The organism is Absiella sp. AM29-15 (assembly GCF_003434225.1).
GTDB classification, from domain to species: domain Bacteria; phylum Bacillota_I; class Bacilli_A; order Erysipelotrichales; family Erysipelotrichaceae; genus Hoskinsella; species Hoskinsella hominis.
In genome coordinates, this window is record NZ_QVFL01000001.1 from 268,462 (window position 1) to 288,630 (window position 20,169).

The 20,169-nt window shown below is 32.8% G+C and carries 23 protein-coding genes; 6 read left to right on the plus strand and 17 right to left on the minus strand.

Annotated features, from left to right (window positions below; translation table 11 throughout):
* Positions 1 to 66: 66 nt before the first annotated feature.
* A complete protein-coding gene (locus tag DW761_RS01325) occupies positions 67 to 3,729 on the minus strand; it encodes an FtsX-like permease family protein (protein ID WP_117516198.1) in 3,663 nt (1,220 codons plus the stop codon).
* 6 nt (positions 3,730 to 3,735) lie between these two features.
* Positions 3,736 to 4,437: an ABC transporter ATP-binding protein gene (locus tag DW761_RS01330; RefSeq protein ID WP_117516199.1), complete on the minus strand. Its 702-nt coding sequence runs from the start codon at positions 4,435 to 4,437 to the stop codon at positions 3,736 to 3,738.
* A gap of 148 nt (positions 4,438 to 4,585) precedes the next feature.
* Here DW761_RS01330 and DW761_RS01335 point away from each other — a divergent pair, with 148 nt between their 5' ends.
* From DW761_RS01335 to DW761_RS01355, 5 genes are all read left to right on the plus strand, one after another.
* Entirely contained in the window at positions 4,586 to 5,161 is a 576-nt protein-coding gene (locus DW761_RS01335; RefSeq protein WP_117452684.1) for a TetR/AcrR family transcriptional regulator, read from the plus strand.
* A 300-nt stretch (positions 5,162 to 5,461) separates the two neighbouring features.
* Positions 5,462 to 5,881: a helix-turn-helix domain-containing protein gene (locus tag DW761_RS01340; protein ID WP_117516200.1), complete on the plus strand. Its 420-nt coding sequence runs from the start codon at positions 5,462 to 5,464 to the stop codon at positions 5,879 to 5,881.
* A gap of 102 nt (positions 5,882 to 5,983) precedes the next feature.
* Complete coding sequence (locus DW761_RS01345; RefSeq protein ID WP_117452682.1) at positions 5,984 to 6,613, plus strand: hypothetical protein; 630 nt, start codon at positions 5,984 to 5,986, stop codon at positions 6,611 to 6,613.
* 359 nt (positions 6,614 to 6,972) lie between these two features.
* Positions 6,973 to 7,956, plus strand: a complete 984-nt coding sequence (locus tag DW761_RS01350; RefSeq protein WP_117452681.1) for a helix-turn-helix domain-containing protein — start codon at positions 6,973 to 6,975, stop codon at positions 7,954 to 7,956.
* A 228-nt stretch (positions 7,957 to 8,184) separates the two neighbouring features.
* Complete coding sequence (locus tag DW761_RS01355; protein ID WP_117516201.1) at positions 8,185 to 8,709, plus strand: helix-turn-helix domain-containing protein; 525 nt, start codon at positions 8,185 to 8,187, stop codon at positions 8,707 to 8,709.
* Between the two features lie 45 nt (positions 8,710 to 8,754).
* Here the strand turns inward: DW761_RS01355 and DW761_RS01360 are convergent, their stop codons facing one another.
* The 10 genes from DW761_RS01360 to DW761_RS01405 all read right to left on the minus strand — a co-directional run bounded on the left by DW761_RS01360 (position 8,755) and on the right by DW761_RS01405 (position 16,964).
* A complete protein-coding gene (locus DW761_RS01360) occupies positions 8,755 to 9,210 on the minus strand; it encodes a hypothetical protein (RefSeq protein WP_117452678.1) in 456 nt (151 codons plus the stop codon).
* Between the two features lie 83 nt (positions 9,211 to 9,293).
* Positions 9,294 to 9,704 carry a DUF2000 domain-containing protein gene (locus tag DW761_RS01365; RefSeq protein ID WP_117452702.1) on the minus strand — a complete coding sequence of 137 codons (411 nt, stop codon included), beginning with the start codon at positions 9,702 to 9,704 and terminating at the stop codon, positions 9,294 to 9,296.
* A complete protein-coding gene (locus DW761_RS01370) occupies positions 9,673 to 10,581 on the minus strand; it encodes a DMT family transporter (protein WP_117516202.1) in 909 nt (302 codons plus the stop codon). Before DW761_RS01370 ends, DW761_RS01365 begins: the two co-directional genes overlap by 32 nt.
* A 1-nt stretch (position 10,582) precedes the next feature.
* Positions 10,583 to 11,407, minus strand: coding sequence for an AraC family transcriptional regulator (locus DW761_RS01375; protein ID WP_117516203.1), 825 nt, complete (start codon positions 11,405 to 11,407; stop codon positions 10,583 to 10,585).
* Positions 11,408 to 11,930: 523 nt separating this feature from the next.
* Positions 11,931 to 12,206: a hypothetical protein gene (locus tag DW761_RS01380; protein ID WP_117516204.1), complete on the minus strand. Its 276-nt coding sequence runs from the start codon at positions 12,204 to 12,206 to the stop codon at positions 11,931 to 11,933.
* Positions 12,207 to 12,238: 32 nt separating this feature from the next.
* Positions 12,239 to 12,616 carry a helix-turn-helix domain-containing protein gene (locus DW761_RS01385; protein WP_117516205.1) on the minus strand — a complete coding sequence of 126 codons (378 nt, stop codon included), beginning with the start codon at positions 12,614 to 12,616 and terminating at the stop codon, positions 12,239 to 12,241.
* Between the two features lie 193 nt (positions 12,617 to 12,809).
* Positions 12,810 to 13,571, minus strand: coding sequence for an SDR family NAD(P)-dependent oxidoreductase (locus tag DW761_RS01390; protein WP_117452673.1), 762 nt, complete (start codon positions 13,569 to 13,571; stop codon positions 12,810 to 12,812).
* A 91-nt stretch (positions 13,572 to 13,662) separates the two neighbouring features.
* A complete protein-coding gene (locus tag DW761_RS01395) occupies positions 13,663 to 15,303 on the minus strand; it encodes an AAA family ATPase (protein ID WP_117516206.1) in 1,641 nt (546 codons plus the stop codon).
* Between the two features lie 61 nt (positions 15,304 to 15,364).
* Positions 15,365 to 16,165 carry a nitroreductase family protein gene (locus DW761_RS01400; RefSeq protein WP_117516207.1) on the minus strand — a complete coding sequence of 267 codons (801 nt, stop codon included), beginning with the start codon at positions 16,163 to 16,165 and terminating at the stop codon, positions 15,365 to 15,367.
* A gap of 112 nt (positions 16,166 to 16,277) precedes the next feature.
* On the minus strand, positions 16,278 to 16,964 hold the full coding sequence (locus DW761_RS01405; protein WP_117516208.1) for an AT hook domain-containing protein: 687 nt from the start codon (positions 16,962 to 16,964) through the stop codon (positions 16,278 to 16,280).
* A 127-nt stretch (positions 16,965 to 17,091) separates the two neighbouring features.
* Here DW761_RS01405 and DW761_RS01410 point away from each other — a divergent pair, with 127 nt between their 5' ends.
* Complete coding sequence (locus DW761_RS01410; RefSeq protein ID WP_117452669.1) at positions 17,092 to 18,129, plus strand: HNH endonuclease; 1,038 nt, start codon at positions 17,092 to 17,094, stop codon at positions 18,127 to 18,129.
* A 33-nt stretch (positions 18,130 to 18,162) separates the two neighbouring features.
* On the opposite strand, the gene DW761_RS01415 is transcribed toward DW761_RS01410, so the two are convergent.
* Genes DW761_RS01415 through DW761_RS01435 form a run of 5 tightly spaced genes read right to left on the minus strand, consistent with a single transcriptional unit; the run spans position 18,163 to position 20,168 of the window.
* Positions 18,163 to 18,714, minus strand: coding sequence for a DUF4303 domain-containing protein (locus DW761_RS01415; RefSeq protein WP_158553728.1), 552 nt, complete (start codon positions 18,712 to 18,714; stop codon positions 18,163 to 18,165).
* An 11-nt stretch (positions 18,715 to 18,725) separates the two neighbouring features.
* Positions 18,726 to 19,088, minus strand: a complete 363-nt coding sequence (locus DW761_RS01420) for a hypothetical protein (RefSeq protein ID WP_117452667.1) — start codon at positions 19,086 to 19,088, stop codon at positions 18,726 to 18,728.
* A 6-nt stretch (positions 19,089 to 19,094) separates the two neighbouring features.
* On the minus strand, positions 19,095 to 19,361 hold the full coding sequence (locus DW761_RS01425) for a hypothetical protein (protein WP_117452666.1): 267 nt from the start codon (positions 19,359 to 19,361) through the stop codon (positions 19,095 to 19,097).
* Positions 19,355 to 19,684: a hypothetical protein gene (locus DW761_RS01430; protein WP_117452665.1), complete on the minus strand. Its 330-nt coding sequence runs from the start codon at positions 19,682 to 19,684 to the stop codon at positions 19,355 to 19,357. The genes DW761_RS01425 and DW761_RS01430 overlap by 7 nt, the downstream gene beginning before the upstream one ends.
* Position 19,685: 1 nt before the next feature.
* On the minus strand, positions 19,686 to 20,168 hold the full coding sequence (locus DW761_RS01435) for a GNAT family N-acetyltransferase (RefSeq protein ID WP_117516300.1): 483 nt from the start codon (positions 20,166 to 20,168) through the stop codon (positions 19,686 to 19,688).
* Position 20,169 lies beyond the last annotated feature (1 nt).

Sequence of the window (20,169 nt, forward strand, 5' to 3'; positions counted from 1 at the left end):
TGATTATTTTTTATTTTTCAATTACAGTGGGACGAATTTCTTGAGGTTGTTCTAGCATTGCTTTTACTATTCTATACTCTTTAACGCCTCTACCATGTCAATTTGATTCAAGGTACGATTCGTCATAAAGTTCACTATCAGCGCAAAGCCTAATGATAGTAAAGCCGCATATAAATAGCTCACTGGATATACAGTTACTGCGAAATGAATGGAAGGCATTTTTAATGCGCTTGTTAACATGCCACTTAATACTCGTCCAAGTGGTAATCCACACAATATACCAATACCTGTTAATATCACTGTTTCTTTATTTACATAAAGATGCACTTCTTTATCAAAGAATCCTAGTACTTTAATTGTCGCAAGTTCTCTTTCACGCTCAGATATATTGGTTGTGGATAGTGTGAATAATACCACAAAGGCAAGTCCTGCAGCCATAAACGTAATCAGATAAACCACTGCATTGATCAACGTAAATGCATCAGAGAATTGATCACGCAATGCTTTTACACTCACAGCGGATAAAACATGATCTTTCTTACTGAATGTTTCCGCAAACTGTGTCTGTTTCTTATATCCATCCTTAAAATGTGCTAGATAGCCATTTCCTTCATACTTTCCAAATAATGATTCATATGTTTTCTGATTCATATAGACCATATTTCCCAGGTAATTTTGTACGATTTTCTGTACCTCAACGTCCTGTTCAATCAAATCCATATTTTGAATAAAAATATGGTCATGTTTATCAAAACCAAGTACAGTAGAAACATTTTCAGTGATGTATATTCCATCATTTAATGCTATAGCTTTACCATTTGTATCCTCTAAGCCAATATATCCTTCTATACTTTCTCCATTAGGAATGACCATCATAGAAACACTTTCTTCCTGACCATCATGTTTTGATTTTACTTTCACATTATCCATACGTATACCAATCAGATCTTTTATATTTTGATCTTCTACAAGTTCTTTTTTCATAGATTCATATTCTTTACTAGCTACAACACTCATAAAATCATATTGATAGATTTTTTCATATTGTTCTGGCATAAGTTCATTTACAGAATCCTTAATCGCAAAGCCACATAGAATCAAGGCAGTGCACCCCATAATACCGCCAATTGTCATAAACATACGTTTTTTAAATCGAAACAGATTACGCATAGTGACCTTATTCAGGAAAGATAAACGTTTCCATATCATTGGAATATATTCCAAAATCACCCTTGAACCAGCACGTGGTGCTTTTGGTCGCATCAATACTGCGGGCATTTGTGATAGTTCTAATCGACATGCGATAATTGTCGCAAACATAATACCAACAACAAATAACAAGACCCCACCTACACCATATATGAAATCAAAGCTTATCTGATATTCTGGTATTTTATATAGAACCTGAAAAATTGTAAACAGAAACTTTGGCAATAGCCAAAAGCCGCAAGCATCCCCTAAAATTCCACCTATGAAACAGGCAGAGAATGCATATATTAAATACTTACTGTAAATCGACATATCAGAAAAACCGAGTGCTTTGTAAGTTCCAATCAAGCCACGTTCTTCTTCAACCATACGGGTAATAGTGGTTAAAGATATTAAAATTGCGACGATTAAAAAGATGATAGGAAAAGCTGTTCCTACAGTTTCAATAGAAGATGCATCACTTTCTACTGAGGTATAAGAATCCATTGCATTACGGTCTTGTACATACCATGTTGCTTTATCAATTTTTTCAATATCTGCCTTTCCTTCCGCAAGCTTTTTCTGTGCTTCTTCTTTTTGTTTATCATAATTATGCTGTTGTACAGACAGTTCTTTTTCGCCATCTTGTAATTGTATTTCACTTTCTAATAGCTGTTGTTTCCCTGATTCTAATTGTTGTTTAGCGTCATTTAATTTCTGAATAGCGAGTGCCTGCTGCTGTTTCAGGTTCATCTGGGAATCTTCTAATAAACTTTGCGTTGCATATAATTTCTTATAACCTGCCAGTGTTTTTTCCTTGCCATCCTGTAGCTGTTGTTCTTTTTCCTGTATTGTGGAAAAACCTTGTGAAAAACCTGCCACTGCTTGTTCCTTCTGTGAAAGCAACTGTGTTTCCAGATTTGATATCACCTGTAAATTCGCCTGTATTTGTCCTTTTTGTATGCCTAAAGCAAGAATTGCTTGTGGTAATGTTTCTAATACTTGTATCTGATTTTCGATTATTTGTTTCTGTGTTTCATAATCTGATGATGTGATATCCAATGCCTTTAATTGTGCTTCTAATTGCTCCTTCACTGGTTCTATCTGTATGGATAATGCAGATAGTAACTGCTGCTGTTGAAGTTCATATTGTTGTGATAATGTTTCTTGCAGCCTCTGTATGGTAATCGTTAATACTTCTATTTGTTGTTTTGCATCATCACTTTGTTGTTGGGATAATGCTTGTATTTGAAGCTGTAGTTGCGCTATTTTCTGATATGCTTGCTGAACAGCATCAATATATGTTTCCCACTCATGATGTGGCCAATTTTGTAAGCTAGTAGATAAAGAAGTTTCCTGCGTAGATAAAGCTTGTAAAGCACTTTTCAAATCTATGATCTGTGCTTCTATCTCCTTTTGTTTTTGATCAAGTTTTATCAATGTATCATCCTGTTGTGTTTTTAAATCATCTTTTGCCTTTGTCAGTTGAACTTCCCCATCCTGCACTTGCTTCATTGCCTCATCTAACTGTTGTTTCCCTATATCTAACTGTGTGAAACCATTCTGAAGTTTTGTATAAGCATTTGCCATTTCATCATCAAGCGTTTGGGATTGTTCCTGAAGAAATTGTTCATTAGCCTGTAACTCCTGCCATCCTTTTTGTAACTGTATTCGCCCATTTTCCAGTTCTTCACGAGCAGATGCCAGTTTTTCATCTCCTTTAGAAAATTCATTGTCCATCTGATCTTTATTTTTATCATATTGTTTCCATGCATCATCTACAACCATTTGATATCTTGCGTTTTCACGATCTGTTTTTATACTTTTCTCAATCTTTTCCATCACTTCATGAACCATTTGTTTATATGTATCACTATAACTTCTCGAATCCTTGCTGCCTTTTAATGTCATATACAGTGATGTATAAACATCATAATCAAATGCATCTAATTGTACATAAAACGTATCATCGACATTGGAAGTAGAACGAAAAGATGTTGCTCCTTCATCAACACTGATATTCATTGCATCTAAGATCACGCCACAGATTGTGAATGTTTGGTACTTTAATTTAGAATCATCATCCGAAAAAGTGATGGTATCACCAATCTTTTTACCTGAATTACGTAAAAACTTTTCACTAACCGCAATTTCTTTCGTATTTTTCGGTAAACTTCCATCCAAAACATATGGTTCATTGATTCCTGATTTTGTGATGGCATTCAATTGAATACTTTGTTTTTTATCCTGTACCTCTAATATATGTGTTTCAGAATAGCTGCCCACAATCTGATCAATTTCATCAATATTAGAAAGTGCTGAAATATCTTCATCTTCTAAACCCAAGGTAGATACCACCTGAATATCATAAAGTTTTTGCTTATCATAAAAATCATCCGCTGAATTACGTAAATCCACACAGCCCGCACGAAGTCCTGTGAGCATTGTGACTCCCAGCATCGTGATAATTAAAATAGAAATAAATCGTTTTTTACTTTTAACGATTGTCCGCCAAATATCTTGCCAATATGCTTTATTCATTTAAAATCACCACTCAATATTCGCAATTGGTATTGGATTTTTTTGAATCTTTTCTTCCAATACTTTACCATTTTTAAATCTTATTAATCGATCAGCCATTGGCGCTAATGCGGAATTATGTGTGATTAAAATCACAGTCATGCCTTCTTTTCGACAAGTATCCTGTAGCAGCTGTAAAATCTGTTTTCCTGTATCATAATCCAACGCTCCAGTTGGTTCATCGCATAACAAAAGCTTTGGATTTTTTGCGATTGCCCGTGCAATGGATACACGTTGTTGTTCCCCACCAGATAATTGAGAAGGAAAATTATTCAAGCGCTCTTTTAAACCAACTTTTTCTAATGTGTCAACTGCATTTAAGGAATCTTTACATGTATGCGCCGCAAGTTCTACATTTTCTAACACGGTCAGATTAGGTACTAAATTATAAAATTGGAATACAAATCCAATATCATTCCTACGATATAATACCAGTTCTTTTTTCTTATATGATGTGATATCTTTCCCATCAATAATCACATGACCACTACTTGCGCTATCCATACCACCTAATATATTTAATGCTGTTGTTTTACCAGCGCCACTTGCCCCCAGTATGACTACCAATTCACCTTTTTCAACTTGAAAACTTGCGCCGTTTAATGCTTTAATAGATGCCCCTTCTGTATGATATTCTTTTACTACATCCCGAAATTCAATATATGCCATATAAACGCCCCTTGCTCAACAACGTGTTGTTTTAATTATTATAACGCAATCAAAAATCATCATCAATGAACAATCTTTCCCTATATGTTGAAACAGCTTGTTCCTACATATTTCCTGTGTTATCATAACAAAAAGAGAGGTATAGAATATGCAAAAAAGGAATGAATTGACACAGCAGACGAAGCAAAATTTAAGGGAAGCTTTTTGGTCATTATATATTCAAAAACCGATTGAAAAAATAACAGTAAAAGAGATCACAGATATCGCAGGATATAATCGTGGTACCTTTTATCTATATTATAAAGATACCTATGATTTACTTGCAAAGATTGAACAGGAATTGTTGGAAGTAGTGGATGCCTTAATTACACAATGGCTAGAAAATGATGCCCTACATAACCTTCCAGATCATATGGAACATTTGATAGAATTGGCACAAACATATTCTTCTTATATGGGTGTTTTATTAAGTGATCAAGGGGATCCAAAATTCGCATCACAATTAAAAGAAATATTAAAACCTTTAATTGCCTGTTGGCTGCAGATTGATGATACAAACAAGGAATCCTCACTGCTATGTGAATTTTATTTATCTGGTTTATTGTCAGTGATCTCTATTTGGCTTTGTGAAGAGAAGGATTTAGATATTGAACAGTTTGTACAGTTCATCATTTCACATATATTTTCGATAGCAAATATTAATTCAAGTCTTGCTACTAGATAGATTGAAGGATGAATGATTGATATAAAAAATGGAACGATAATAAATCCTTTCACAATATTAACTTTATTTACTTTATCCTAAATTTTAGGAGAAATTTACAAGCTCACAAATAGCATTACGACAGGCATCTTAATACATGCTGTATAAAATAATTTTGTGAAAAACATCTTATTGATTTTATAACAGTAGTGGTTTAAATCTTTTTTATTTGAATTCTAGTATCAATTCTCAGTTTCTGTCCTGTTCTTTTATAATAATTTCGTTTAACATGAGAACTGAAAAAGAAAGGAAGTGTCTTTTATGAATCAAGAAAAAATTGGTAGCTTTCTATCAGATTGTAGAAAAGAAAAAGGATTAACACAAACGCAGCTTGCTGAAATATTAGGTGTTAGTGATAAGTCTATTTCAAGATGGGAAAATGGGAAAACGATGCCAGATCTATCATTATATGAGCCTTTGTGTGAAACGCTTGGTATACAAATATCAGAATTATTATATGCAAGGAAAATGAGTGATACTGAAAAGAAAGAACAAGGTGAAAAATCTGCATGGAATGTTTTTATGACAAAATCACAACTTGAAACATTTGGGATTTTAACAGGACTTTTGATTTTAATTGGGATCCTAATTACGATTACACTCACAAAGATGTTGGCGGTAACACCTCTACAAATCTTCATCACAATGCTATGTGGATGTTTTGTATGGGGTTTGGTTTAGTTCTAAGAGTTAAGATTAGAAAAACTATTATAGCGTTAGAAAAACAATAGATGCTTATAGTATAATTACTATATAAGCTAATCTTATATAGGAGGATTTATTATGGGCTTGTTTCATCTATTTAAAAAAGAAAAAAATATGGATCAAAGTAATGGTATATCTCAAGAACCAGATACACCAATTCCATTTGGCATGAAAATTTCATGGTTGGTTGTGAAAGAGAAAGATCCAAAAGCAGTAATGGAAAAATTGAATTGTACCGATATCAAAATCAGTAATTGGCAAAGTGCTTTTTCTCACATGCAAAAGATGAAAAAAGTTTTTGTTACACCATGTTTCAATGGATATGTTTTAATTCTTAATTATAATGCGCCTTTAGAAAACAAAGAGCTTTTACAGGACATAGCTTCAAAATTTGAAGAAGTTCAATATTTCTCAACACATAGAATTGTTGAATTATCGTGTTGGGTGAAATATATAAACGGTAAATTAATACGAAGCTTTTATTATGTTGGAGAACAAAACGAGATTATTTGGAATGAAGGCGAATTAACACAAGAAGAAAAAGAAATCGGCTTAACTCCATCTTCTTTTGACTTAGATGAATATGATGAAAATATCGTATATCCAAATGAAGAAGTCGTTGATGAACTAGCTGCAGCATGGGGTGTAGATCCTTTTTTAGATGACTATCAAGAAACGAAATCTACTGGCTTCTTATGTCAGCTATAATATGAGTGTTCATCCAGATTGCTTAGTCTTATAAAAAATAAAGCAGTGCCAGTCGAGCATAACAGAACAGTTAAAGACGGAAAACACCTTAGAATAGTATAAATAATATACAGTGCAAAGGAAATCATCTTTGTATAAGTACAGAAAGCGGCAGAGAGAAATCTCTGCCGCCTTTGAATAAATTATGGGGTTACTTAAATGACTATAAAAGGAAATATACAGGTAACAACTAAGTGAAAATTTCAATGATATGATGAATGCAACTGACAGTTGACACATTGAATGGTGTTGATTGGTAGTGAGCAACCTGAAAAAGAGGTAAAATATACGCATAACAATCACACAAGGAGGATATCGTTATGATTTTTGCAGATAAATTAACACAGCTTCGCAAGAAAGCAGGTTGGTCACAAGAGGAATTAGCTGAACAAATGAATGTTACAAGGCAGTCCGTTTCAAAATGGGAAGGCGCCCAATCTGTTCCAGACCTTGAGAAAATGATTCGCCTTTCAGAGTTATTTGGCGTAAGTACAGACTATTTGCTTAAAGATGAAATTGAAGATGAGGAATGTACCACACCAGCTGATGAAGTATCAAAACTAAGGCGGGTATCTATGGAAGAAGTAAACGCCTTTCTTTCTGTCAAAGCTACAACATCAAAATCAATAGCATTGGCAACTTTTTTGTGTATTATATCACCTATATGTCTATTAATATTAGGAACGATTAGCGAAGTTCCAAAATATAGTTTGAGAGATGATGTGGCTGGAGGAATTGGAATGATTGTTTTACTTCTTCTTGTCACGATAGCAGTTGCTTTGTTTATTTCTAGTGGTAGAAAAACCGCAGCATATGATTATTTAGAAAAAGAAAATTTTGAAACTGCATATGGCGTTCGTGGAATGGTTTCAGAACGGAAAGCACAATACAACGAAGTATATACAAGAAATAACATAATCGGCACTAGTCTTTGTATTGTGGCACTCATCCCTCTTTTTGGAGGAGCAATTTTTAATGATGAAAATGAATTACTGCTAATAATTATGCTTTCTGCTTCTTTAGTTATCGTAGGTGTTGGTGTAGTTTTCTTTATTCATAGCGGAATCGTATGGGCAAGCTATGAAAAGCTTTTACAAGAGGGCGATTATTCAAAAGAGAAAAAGGAAAAGCAATCTGCCACAACGGCTATTTCGGTTGTATATTGGTCAATTGTTACTGCCGTATATTTAGGATATAGCTTTTCTACAAATAATTGGGGATATAGTTGGATTATTTGGGTAGTTGCGGCTGTAGTATTCCCAGCTATTGTTGCGATTTCTAATTCGCTTGGTAAACGCAAATGATGAAAACAGAATAAATATATTGCTCTGTCTTGTGTAATAAAACACGTACTATGATACAAGAGGATAACGTAATGGAAAACTTTTATGGGTGTAGATTTATTTTTAGATGAATATCAAGAAATGAAATCTACTGGTTTCTTATGTCAGCTATAATATGAATGTTAATCCAAGTTGCTTGCCGCAACGAGCTTTCCTGCCTTATAATGACAGTGAAAGGAGGTATCGCTGATGCTAAATGAAAATATCAAAGCAATCAGAAAATCCAAAGGACTTTCACAAGAAGAGCTTGCCGTCAAGTTAAATGTTGTAAGACAGACTATTTCAAAATGGGAACAGGGTTTGTCAGTGCCAGATGCCGATATGTTAATTTCCATATCTGAGATATTTGAAACACCTGTCAGCACATTGCTTGGAGAAAATATTATTGAAACAAAAGCTGATGATTTAAAAGTGATTTCTGAGAAACTTGAAATTATAAACCTGCAATTGGCAAATAGAAAAATGACGAAACAAAAACTATTACATTGGTTATTTATCTCATTAGGAATAGTGATTATGATTGTTTTTATCATCCTATTTATATCTCACAGTCCCTATTTAAATTGGGATTACAGCAATCCTGAAACTTCAGTGATGGGAGTTGTATTACATGCCTTTGAATGGCTGTTTATCAGAGTAGCACCACTTCTTTTGATTGGCGCAATTACTGGAGTTTACTTCACACGAAAGTTATCTAATCAAGAAAACAATTAAGATTCAATAATTCAATTTCTATACAAAAAGCACATCTTATCCTTATTAGGAATCTGATGTGTTTTTTTCATTCATATATTGTTTTACTTCCTCAGCTGTCAGTTTTCTGATCTGTGAATCAGGATATGCATGAAATTCATCTCTTTGATATATTGGTGCTTTACTAACACAGCTTTTATCCTTGTTTTTTGATAAATAGATTTCTAAATCCATATCATTTGCATATATCTTATATGATTTTCTTCCATTTTTGCTTATGATTTCATAAATACCGCAAGCTTGTTTCATGGTAACATCCGCAGTTCTTAGATAAAGCTTCGCAATTTCTAAAGATTTAAATGGGAAATTCCATCGTTGCAGACCTCTTTTATCATCATGTTCTATACAGATACAGCGACCACATGTACTACAGATATATTGCGTATGGTTTTTTAGACAATCTTCTGGATGTAATAATGGGGTAATGCGACTTTGTGAACTATAACATTCTGGACAATTCATGAAATTCCTTCTTTCTTCTTTTAGTTTAAATCCAAAAACTGTGATTATCAAGAAAAAAAGCTCCTTATCCAAAGAGCTTATCCTTAACGATATAATGGTAAAGAGCCTGTGTACTTATTCATACGTTTTTTATCACCATATAATGCGATACCAAAGTAAGTAAATTCGTTAGTTTTGTGTGCTGCACTACGTTCAATATATTCTTCATATACTTTACATCCTTGCGCAACATCTGTGAAATCTAACATCGTAATCAATTCATCATTTTTTACTTTTTCAACCAATTCTTTTAAATCTTCGCTGTTCATTTTCAGCACTGGCACAGGTATCTGAATCGTACCTGCATGCATAATACCATCCTGATCTTTTACATCAACACCAACACATTCTGGTATCTTTTTCCCTAAAGAAATCCCCAATACTGCTGCTGTATTCATTGCGATACCAAGTGGCAACGCCTCATCAATCACCATAACACATTTCATGTTTTCCATCTTCTATACCCTTCTTTCTTTGTGACAACATTAATCCTGCAAGTGTTAATATCATACCGATCCAGGTCATAATCGTAACCTTTTCTTTTAATACGATCATAGAGGTTACAACGGTAATCACTGGAACCAGATAGATATATGTGGAGCATTTGATAGAACCAAGCTTTTTTAACGCAAAGTTCCAAGAAACAAAACATATGGCAGAAGCACCTAATCCAAGGAAAATCAGATTAAAGATAACTTCTATATGCATAAAATCTGACATCGATACATCAAATCCAAATAGGAATAAGGCCGGTATCATAAATAATAAGCCATAAAAGAAAATTCTTCTTGTCATAGGAATGGTCCCATATCCAAATTCACTGATTTTCTTTGTACATATGGAATATAATGCCCATACCATGGCGGCTAAAAGTGCTAATAAATCTCCTGTTGGATGTATTTCTAAAATCGATTGTCCATTGGTACTTATGAGATAGACACCAAGGATTGCGAATAGAAATCCGATAAAGAATAGCTTATTTGGTTTATCATCCTGATGAAGCAGCCATGAGAATAAAGCTGTAAAACATGGAGAAATGGCTACAATAACACCAACATTACTCGCAAGAGTATATGTCAATGCGATATTTTCTAATAAGAAATATAGAGTAACCCCACAGATACCTGCGAAGATGAAATATTTTTCTCTTGAACGATCAATGGAAAATACTTTAGGATAAGCAATCCATAATGCAATATATCCCATAAAAAAGCGAATGAATAGTATTTCTACAGGGGCAAAATAGCCTAGTAAAAGTTTAGTAGCGATAAACGTTGTACCCCATACAAAGATAGTGAATAGCGCTGCGAAATGTCCTTGTTTTTCTTTCATACTAGCCCTCACTTTCCTGGAATATCCGTTGATATTGTTTTGGTGTTATACCAATAAATTCTTTAAAATAGTTTGAGAAATGACTTTGATCACTAAAGCCACACATATCTGCGATTTCAATCAATGGAACCTGTTCTTCCAGAAGTTGTTTCGCTTTTTCTATACGTATGCTTTGTAGATAACGATATGGTGAAATTCCATATTGTTTTGTGAAATTGCGCAATAAGTAAGAACGTGACATTGCAGCCATATCTGCTAATTCATCCAAGCTAATATTATCCATAAAGTGATCTTTCATATAAGTACATAAGTGATCTAATGGCTTAGGCTGTGATGACGTTTCATTAAAATCTCTGGCATATTCTCTTAAAATACCTTCCAGTAATAAATAAAATGCTTCTTGTCGTTCCATATAACATGCATGATTTACAATCGCATCATATAATGTTGCGACATAATTAGCCAACTCGCTTTGTGGCACCACATTACAGATGAACTCTGGTTGATATTCTTTTCCAGTAATATCTTTTGCGGCTTTTTTCATACATTCAATTGGTATATTTACTGCACGATAATCTAGTAATTCATGATTGACTGGTGCACAAAAATGGTTATCATAAGGATTAAATAAAATCAAATCACCACTTGTTGTGTCATATTCTTTACCTTTGCACCACAAATGTCTTTTTCCACCCTCAATAAATCCAATAACATAAAATTCATGAAAATGATTTGGGAATTTCTGTACGACTCCCGTTAATTGATAAGCCTCAAGTCCCAGCGACTCATCAAATAAAATATGGCGTTGCTCTTGTTTTTCTATCATATAAAACCTCTCTCTTGGCATTGATTATATCATTACTGACTATAAAATTCTTGTAAGAAATGACACAATCTTTATCATTTTGATTTTTAATTTATATAATGTTTAAAAGGTGATTAAAGATTAGCTCTAAAACACAGCATATATCAATGTTCGTAATAACTTAATATATAGAATTTACTATTAACTAAAGAACTTTGATACCACAATATAATTATAAAGTTATAAAAACTGCAAGCCCTATATTAATTTATTCTATGATTTTGTAATTATCACCTTCATGAATCAAAAGCTCAAACGATGATATCTGTGTTTGCCTTTTTTTATCCTCGAATACAGTTTCATTTACGATATATATAGGAGTTGGCAAATCTGCTCTATCCTACCGCTTTTAATGTAAGTACAAAAAAATCTGAAGCTCATCAGATTTTGTTTATCAGATTTTTCTTTATATTGTGAACACATTTCTTTTCTATCGTTTAAATATGGACATATTCATAATGATACTCATTGTAACATGGATGTATTATCTATATCTAAATCCGATTTCACTATCATCATATATTGCTGGATATGAGATCCCTATGATTTTTCCATTTTCACATACATACCAATTATTCTCATCTAATAAATCTTCATCAAACTGTGATTCATCGAATCCATCTTCACATACCAAAGCATCAAAAAAGCTTTTAAATTCTGATGCTTCAGGATTTGGATAAAAATTTCCAGAAATCCAAAAACTTTCCCTTTCTGTAATCTCAATTTTTCCAAGAAAAATATTTTTATACATCAATTCCATGTTGTATCCTCCACACATACGTTAGCACCGTTTCATCCTTTGTTGGATTTACTATTTTTTTGATTTCCCCGAAATGCCTTCCAAATAAAATAAATACCCAAACCTATAAAAGGCATTGCGATTCCAATCATTGCCTGATCGAAAAAGACTGTAATTACATTTCCAACAATCGCAAAACCGATAATCATCCATTCCATATCATCATCGTCATCAACGTCAATGTCTAAAGCTGAATCTATTGAAAACCCCAAAAATACCGCAAGTTTTCTCAAACTCTCTAAATCAGGTAATGTTTCATTCAGTTCCCACTTACTGATTGTTTGTCTTGCGACATTTATTTCTTGTGCAAGCTGTTCTTGCGAAAGACCTTTTTCTTTTCTTTTTGTACTAATCATATTACCAATTTCCATAATCGTCACTCCCTTAAAATCTTATGTTAAGTTTATCGTATTTTTCTGCCAAGGTCTAGCAATTTGGGATGGAATTTACGCACTTGATACGAACATTTTTGGTTTTCAATAATATATGATGAATATACAATTCTATTTCATTGCATCATACATACGAAAAAAGGAAATACATAAGATTTCCTTTCCGTATCGATTATGGCGCGATAGAATAAGCACCATCTAATAATAAACATTGTCCTGAATAGTAACTTGAATCAGGTCCGGCTAAAAATGCAATCACTGGCGCAATATCTGTTTCAGGATCACCTAAACGTCGCATTGGCTGTTGCTGAAGAATTGCTTCATACTTCTCTGGGAATTTCTTTGCCCATTCTTTTGCAGCAGGTGATTCAGCACCAGGAAGTACACAATTTACGGTAATACCATATTGTCCCCATTCCTTAGCAGCTATTTTTGTTAAACCACGAATAGCCTCCTTATTTGATCCATATGCAAGATTTCCAGCATATCCAAACATACCAGTTGCGGATGCGAAATTGATAACGCGTCCTTCTTTTTGTTCTTTAAAATATGGGAAGCATTCCTGCATAAAATTCAATGATCCTATCGTACCTGTAGACCATGCCAAGTACATTAATTCATAAGTCGTTTCTTCAACAGGTGCTGATTTTGCGACTGCCTGCGCATTGTTTACCACAACATCCACGGTACCATATGTTTCTACTGTTTTTGCGACAACTTCTTTTACTCGTTCTCGATTAGATGAATCGCAAGACATGGCGAAGCCTTCTCCTCCTGCTTCTTTGATTTCTTTTACAGTTGCTTCAATTGGTTCTATTCTCCGTCCAGTGCATACGACTTTAACACCACGTTTTGCCAGACAAAGTGCGATGCCTTTTCCAATTCCCTGGCCTGCACCTGTAACAATCGCAACCTTTTCATTCAATTGTTTCATTATAGTTTTCCTTTCTATCTTCTTAAAGATTTTATGTAAGTTAATTATATCAAGTCACACAGTAAAGTCAATGTAAACGCATTCAATTTATTCATATTCTATCAACTTTTGATATGTAACACATTTTATGATAGAAAGCGATGCCATAACCTTTCATCTGTGTATAACCATCATGTTCAAATTCTTCAAGATATTTTCTGTCAAATATTTGTTGACATGCCTCCTGACTTTTCTCTTTCAGATTTTGTAGAGAATCTGCGATTTTACACTCAATAACGAAGCCAGGATCATCAAAATCTAAAGGAATATAAGCTAAATCATAACGTCCGTCCCCTGATTCACGATTAGATTTAATTCGTCCTTCTCTTAGCATACCAGCTAAAAAGCCATGATAGTAGTTCTCATGATAATCAAAATAACTGATTGTATACGCTAAAGCTTCATTCAATATCTTACGAGCTGTAACTTCATCTCCCCTGCATAAAGCTTTCATAAAAGGAGAAGATATTTCTTGAATTTTTGTATCCAGCCATTCTTTAAACATCGTTTCATATATATATTTGATTTCCTTATTTGGAATCATTAATTCATAATCATTTTCATTTATTTTTCTAACGATTTTCAAATACCCTGTAAAAAGTAAAAAACTATAGATGTTTTTGATATCATCCATTTCTCTATATGTTAATTCTGGCTTTATTGTTTTTTTGATAGTTTTTTCTTGTATTAGATTATCAATATCATCTCTTAATTCCTGATTTGCATGTAAAATAAAATCATAGATGATTGCATTTCCACTGGAATTAATCCAATATGATTTTGGCTCATCAACGCCATATTGTAAATCTTTAATATAATTTAAAACGCTCCATGGATTATATATTTCCTGATCACAGAATAAATAACCATCATACCATTCTTTCATTTTATCATGATAGCTTGTGAAGTCGTAATATGATAGCAGATTATACACTTCATCTTTTGTAAAACCAAAGCAATCTTGTGCTGCTCTATCCATGATTGAGTAAACATGAAAGTTATTCAATCCTGTAAAGATGCTTTCTTTTGCGATTCTTAAACATCCCGTTAACACACCTTTTTCCAATGCGTCATTGGTTTTTAAAGCCGTACTAAACAAATCTCCCATGAAACTGGACATTTCATCATAATATCCATTTTGGTATGCACTATGTAATGGAACATCATATTCATCAATTAATATGATTACATTTTTTTCATAAAATTGTTTTAAAGCAACAGATATATAGTATAAAGAATTTTGTAGTGTGATATCATCTACATGATCTTTTAATAATTTTTCTAAATAATTTCGATATACAGGATGAACTTTTTCACTTGTTAATAATTCTTCACACTGTACAAGGAGCATTTGGATCAAGCTTAAAAACTTTTGTTTCTGTAGATTCATATTCCTTTGTTTCATATCTTTCAAAGTTATGAAGATAACAGGATATTGATTCTGATGTTCCATGATATCCGTATTTTTCTCGATATGCAAGCCATTAAATAAATAAGCATTTTCTTTTTGTTTGATAGAAAAGAAATAATATAACATACTCATGTTTAATGTTTTTCCAAATCTTCTAGGTCTGGTAAATAAAGATACTTTATCACTGAATATCGTACTAATTAATTCACTTTTATCAATATAAAAATAATCATGATCAATTACTTCCTTAAAGTTTTCTACTCCTATGGCGATCTGCTTCATATCATCACTTCTTTCTTTTCTTTATTTTACCATATTATTAAGATATACTATATCAATTTCATTATATTATGTCAGTTTTATAGCTAGAAAAACACTTCTTTTTCATTACTTTTTTCAACTTATATACCGCATTTAATGCTTTCTCATTCGTGCCATCATCATGAAATAATTCACGCTCATAACCGATTTCCTTATGTTCTAAACACAATTCTAAAAATAATAAAAATATTCCTATATCTATTTGATTATAATACGATACTTTTACCGCAGGCATGATACCTCTTTTTCCTGGCTTTTTATATCGATAAACTGATAAATAGTCTTGATGATTTTCTACAATCCAAGGCTGTGTGTTACAAGCACTGGGCGCAAAACGTACGATATCAGAGATGCCTAATAATGTAGTACCACTCCATATTTCTTCTTCTGGTTTTCTTTTACTTTTAAACATATCTTTGCGAAATTTTTCTTCTTTGACTTTTTTTATCGCAAGCATAATCACAAAATCCAATCCATGATATGTTGTTTCTTCTACTTTACCTATCCCAAACCATAATGCGCCTATATTCATAGATGCAAGATATAAATCCAATTGTTCCCCAATATATCCTATGTTCTGTAAGTAGTTTGGCTTTTTTTCACTATAAAGTAAAATGCAGTATTCCTGCCCTCTTTTACAAGTTGTCTGATCTGCGGGCAATATTTGCATATCAACTTTGATATCTTTTTCAAGTGGGATACATGTTTCAAATATCTTTTGTATCTGTGTTAACTCTTTTGCTGTTAATGTTTCATTTCCTGTATTTCTAAATAGGTGAAAAGATTTGCGTTTGTATATCATTTCATAAAGTGATGTTTTCATAAGTTTCCTCCATATAAGGCAAGGATACTATGCTTTAAAAAATAATACAATCCTTATCGTAAATATTTTTGATATCTGCTGAATAGAAAAAGAATCTGAATTTCTCAGATTCCTAGATTTCTACAATATTACCTTTTTTATCCGCAAGAATAACACTCATATGTAGCGTATTCTTTACAACTTCAGGAATTTCGTTCCACTGTCTGCGATAAGCCAGAGAATCATTAAATGCGATACTATAGTGTGTATTCACATCATCAATATGTTTGATGACTTCACTTAATTTAACTGGTAGTGTTTGTTTTCTGCCACGTTTGATTCCCTGTACATTAATAACCCAGCGTTTATCATCTGCGTGTGCCTCGATAAATTCTTTATTTTCTTCATATTCCCAGCCATGTTCAGATAACCAGCCTTTGATCAGGTTACATAAATCTTCTGTATTGCGCTTCATTTTGGCTTTCTTTGCCGCCAGTTTTTCTTCTTCAGATTTAGCAGGTCTACCTCTTTTTTTATTTGGGAACATACGTTCTCTTGTGTCCATATCATGTAGATAGAAACGTACAGTTAAATGAGAACCAAAACCGGTATTTCCTTTTGGACGTTGTAAGATTTCATCTCCCTGTAACATCAATTTATAAATAGCCTGGCAACAGGTTGGCATTGTCGCATGCTGAGGGGATACCAATGCATGCAGTTCCTTACTATTGACTTCAATAAACTCCTTATTGTTTTTCACTGCTTCCATTTTTATACTGCTTAATACTTCCAAGTAATCTTTAATTCCTGGACCTTTCATATTTAACACTCTCCTTTTAATTGCTTACATTGTAAATGTTTTGTTTTGTCGAATACACGCATATTATGGTGGAAAGCGAAAAAAATTAAATTTTTCATGTATAATAGAGTTAGAAAGTGGTGATTTTATGAGAAAGTCGGTATATAAAAAAATACTGTCTGTGATTGATGCGATTGAATTACAGGGGATTCCCTTTGAGCAGTCTGCCATTCGTGTATATGAAGAAATCGCAAATGATTATTATAATTTAAAGCTTTCCGAGATTAAACATTTAATGGATTTTCTAAAAGCGAAGCATTTATTGAAAGTGAATAAGAATGGCATTGATTTATCTCCTGCTGCGACAATCTATGCGAAAAGCAATCAAAATTCTGGTGTTGAAGCTTTGAGTATGTTTGAAAGTTTTATCTTAAACGAAGAAATACATGAATTCTATAACACACAAATACGTAATAATCCTTTTCTATTGAAAAGTGAAGTATTGGAGTATATTGATCGTGAAAGTCTGGAATATATGTTACAGACTACATTATTTGAAGTTCAGCAAGAGAAAATGCGTTTTCACCCAAAACTACTTAAAGGCATTGGGGATATCCTGCATGAATATCAAAAGGATTCTCCTTTAATATCATGTTTTTTGACTGCACTGTATACGTCAACCATTGTTGCTCATGAGGATATGCGAATTGATTATAAGAATACAATGGAAAAGATGAATGATTATAAATATAAACAAGCAATTTTAAGTATCATTCCAAGACGTGGGATTCCCCATGATCGTGATGAAACGAAAGCTTTACAGGTATTCTATAAAGATACTTTGTTTCATGAATTTGATCATGCGTGCCCCATTTGTGCCATTAATATTCCTCATATGTTAATCGCAAGTCATATCAAGCCATTCCGTGACTGCGCTCATATTTATGAAGCAATCGATCATAATAATGGTTTGTTATTGTGTCGTAATCATGATTATTTATTTGATCAGGGATATATTACTTTTGATGATCATGGATATATTATTCTATCTGGTGAATTGTTAAAGATTGAAAATTGGCAGGAAAAGTTTTCTTTGAAGAAAAATTATCGTTTACCAGAAGAATATCTGACAAGAGATAGAGTCTTATTTTTTCAATATCATAGGAAATATATTTTTAAAGGATAAAAGGCCTTAGAATAGAAGGCCTCTTTTATTTTTTTATTCAATTAACTTTTTCATGAATGCTGCATCTACTGTTTTCGCTATCATGACATCTCTAGCTTCTTGACTTTGATCATGGTCACAATAGAACATCACAATATCTTTTGTAGTATGGATTCCTAATGTATGTATTTCACTTTGTAGCTGTTGAATCGTATCTTCTATCATATGCCAGAATATATCCTCAAAATCATCTTTGATTTCCTCGATTGGCTCATCTTCTCTAAAATAATCACCAATACGATGATAGTAATAAGAAGCTGTAAAATGTGCTACAAGATCAGTTTTTTGAAAATCAATAAAGCCAAATTCTCCCACACTGTATTCTAAACCATGTAGACCATATATCACCATATCATCATCTGCGTATTCTCGTTTTGTGTTCTCAAATCTAGTTAAGTTATTATAGCGAAAGGAAATCATTCCCACATCAGAATCACAATCAAATACCAATGCATATACATCTTTATTTTCTTCCGTTTGACTAAATGTAATCAATGCTTTTTTTATACATTCGTGAAATTCTTTCTGTAGCTGTTTTGTGTCCATAAGTGCCTCCTCTAACATTCGCCTGTAGGAACTTGACCATTTAAATATTGATGAAGAAACTTATCCATCCACTCGCTTTGATAATCTAATTTTAAGCTATCATAAATCAAACCAAAATCATCTGATATATATCCAGCAAGATCATCATCCTCTGTTTGATCATAGACAAATTCAAATACTTCTTGTCTTAATATTTTACAATCTTCTCGATCTGCATCTGAATAAACTTTCTCTTTTTTCAATTGTTCCAGTTGTTCATAAACCTTCATCCATTCTTTGTCAAATGCTGGCATATCCCTTTGTTCCAGTATCTTTTCAATATCCATCTGTGAAAAATCCATTTCTTCTAATTTCTTTATTATTCCCTCTAACATTTTTCTTCATTCCTTTTGATATAGTATAATCGATTCTACTTTTGATATATCTTTATGACATATTGTCGTGATATAGGTAAACACCTCATCTTCTTCCTGAATTTCTAAAAAATCTCCATAACACAAATCAATATCTATATGACGAAACATTATTTGTGTATCTCCTGCCATAAAAACATCTTTATGATAGGTAATGGTATCAATATCTTCTTTAACGACTTGATGATATGGAAGCCTCTTTAAGATTTCATCTAATTGTTCCCGTTTCAACATGCTTCATCATCTTTTGGATATATTTTTTTACATTCACTTAGCTCTGCAGTATCTTTTTCTGAAATATAAATTTCAGCGGTTTTTGATAAATCATTTCCACATACTTTATGCGTGGAAAGGTAATCCATCATCATTGGGTAATCCTTTTCAACATCTTCTGCACAAAGCCATATACCAATTTTAGTATCAGATAAATAATCGTATCCATTATCTGAAATACGATGGTTTGAGTATTCATCTAAACAATCCGATAGTTTATAAAGGATGTCTAAATCAGGGTTTTCAAGTTTTCTACTGTCTACTACAATAATAATCGTTTGCATATTATTCTCTCCTTTCGGTGTATTTCATAAGGTATTCTTCTTCATTTTCTTTGATAATTTGAAATCCAAGTCGTTGATACAAATGTACAGCTGGATTTGCTTTTTGAACCGATAATGAAACACTTTGATATCCATGATGCTTCACACTTACTAGCATTGTTTCCATGAGTTTTGTGCCAATTCCCAATCCTCGATATTCCTTTTTCACAGATATCGCAAGCGAAGGTGTTTGATCATCGATATGCCCATAATCATTCATTATTCTAATCCATACAGCACCCACAATTTCATGATTCATTTCTGCCAAAAAGCATATATCATCTTTTTTACTCCCAAAATCTTTGATATAAACCTGTAAATCTTCATTATTTATAATACTTTTATCTGGTGGTTTTACACCTTGAGGGATGAATATTGCATCATAAAGGTAATCTTTCAATAGTGGATATTCTTCTGTTTTTATGTTTCTTATTATCAAATTCATC

What these genes read in the sequence shown, in the direction of transcription:
- DW761_RS01325 (WP_117516198.1), bottom strand. Translation starts at nt 3,729, where the DNA reads ATGAATAAAGCATATTGGCAAGATATTTGGCGGACAATCGTTAAAAGT.
- DW761_RS01330 (WP_117516199.1), bottom strand. Translation starts at nt 4,437, where the DNA reads ATGGCATATATTGAATTTCGGGATGTAGTAAAAGAATATCATACAGAA.
- DW761_RS01335 (WP_117452684.1), top strand. Translation starts at nt 4,586, where the DNA reads ATGCAAAAAAGGAATGAATTGACACAGCAGACGAAGCAAAATTTAAGG.
- DW761_RS01340 (WP_117516200.1), top strand. Translation starts at nt 5,462, where the DNA reads ATGAATCAAGAAAAAATTGGTAGCTTTCTATCAGATTGTAGAAAAGAA.
- DW761_RS01345 (WP_117452682.1), top strand. Translation starts at nt 5,984, where the DNA reads ATGGGCTTGTTTCATCTATTTAAAAAAGAAAAAAATATGGATCAAAGT.
- DW761_RS01350 (WP_117452681.1), top strand. Translation starts at nt 6,973, where the DNA reads ATGATTTTTGCAGATAAATTAACACAGCTTCGCAAGAAAGCAGGTTGG.
- DW761_RS01355 (WP_117516201.1), top strand. Translation starts at nt 8,185, where the DNA reads ATGCTAAATGAAAATATCAAAGCAATCAGAAAATCCAAAGGACTTTCA.
- DW761_RS01360 (WP_117452678.1), bottom strand. Translation starts at nt 9,210, where the DNA reads ATGAATTGTCCAGAATGTTATAGTTCACAAAGTCGCATTACCCCATTA.
- DW761_RS01365 (WP_117452702.1), bottom strand. Translation starts at nt 9,704, where the DNA reads ATGGAAAACATGAAATGTGTTATGGTGATTGATGAGGCGTTGCCACTT.
- DW761_RS01370 (WP_117516202.1), bottom strand. Translation starts at nt 10,581, where the DNA reads ATGAAAGAAAAACAAGGACATTTCGCAGCGCTATTCACTATCTTTGTA.
- DW761_RS01375 (WP_117516203.1), bottom strand. Translation starts at nt 11,407, where the DNA reads ATGATAGAAAAACAAGAGCAACGCCATATTTTATTTGATGAGTCGCTG.
- DW761_RS01380 (WP_117516204.1), bottom strand. Translation starts at nt 12,206, where the DNA reads ATGGAATTGATGTATAAAAATATTTTTCTTGGAAAAATTGAGATTACA.
- DW761_RS01385 (WP_117516205.1), bottom strand. Translation starts at nt 12,616, where the DNA reads ATGGAAATTGGTAATATGATTAGTACAAAAAGAAAAGAAAAAGGTCTT.
- DW761_RS01390 (WP_117452673.1), bottom strand. Translation starts at nt 13,571, where the DNA reads ATGAAACAATTGAATGAAAAGGTTGCGATTGTTACAGGTGCAGGCCAG.
- DW761_RS01395 (WP_117516206.1), bottom strand. Translation starts at nt 15,303, where the DNA reads ATGAAGCAGATCGCCATAGGAGTAGAAAACTTTAAGGAAGTAATTGAT.
- DW761_RS01400 (WP_117516207.1), bottom strand. Translation starts at nt 16,165, where the DNA reads ATGAAAACATCACTTTATGAAATGATATACAAACGCAAATCTTTTCAC.
- DW761_RS01405 (WP_117516208.1), bottom strand. Translation starts at nt 16,964, where the DNA reads ATGAAAGGTCCAGGAATTAAAGATTACTTGGAAGTATTAAGCAGTATA.
- DW761_RS01410 (WP_117452669.1), top strand. Translation starts at nt 17,092, where the DNA reads ATGAGAAAGTCGGTATATAAAAAAATACTGTCTGTGATTGATGCGATT.
- DW761_RS01415 (WP_158553728.1), bottom strand. Translation starts at nt 18,714, where the DNA reads ATGGACACAAAACAGCTACAGAAAGAATTTCACGAATGTATAAAAAAA.
- DW761_RS01420 (WP_117452667.1), bottom strand. Translation starts at nt 19,088, where the DNA reads ATGTTAGAGGGAATAATAAAGAAATTAGAAGAAATGGATTTTTCACAG.
- DW761_RS01425 (WP_117452666.1), bottom strand. Translation starts at nt 19,361, where the DNA reads ATGTTGAAACGGGAACAATTAGATGAAATCTTAAAGAGGCTTCCATAT.
- DW761_RS01430 (WP_117452665.1), bottom strand. Translation starts at nt 19,684, where the DNA reads ATGCAAACGATTATTATTGTAGTAGACAGTAGAAAACTTGAAAACCCT.
- DW761_RS01435 (WP_117516300.1), bottom strand. Translation starts at nt 20,168, where the DNA reads ATGAATTTGATAATAAGAAACATAAAAACAGAAGAATATCCACTATTG.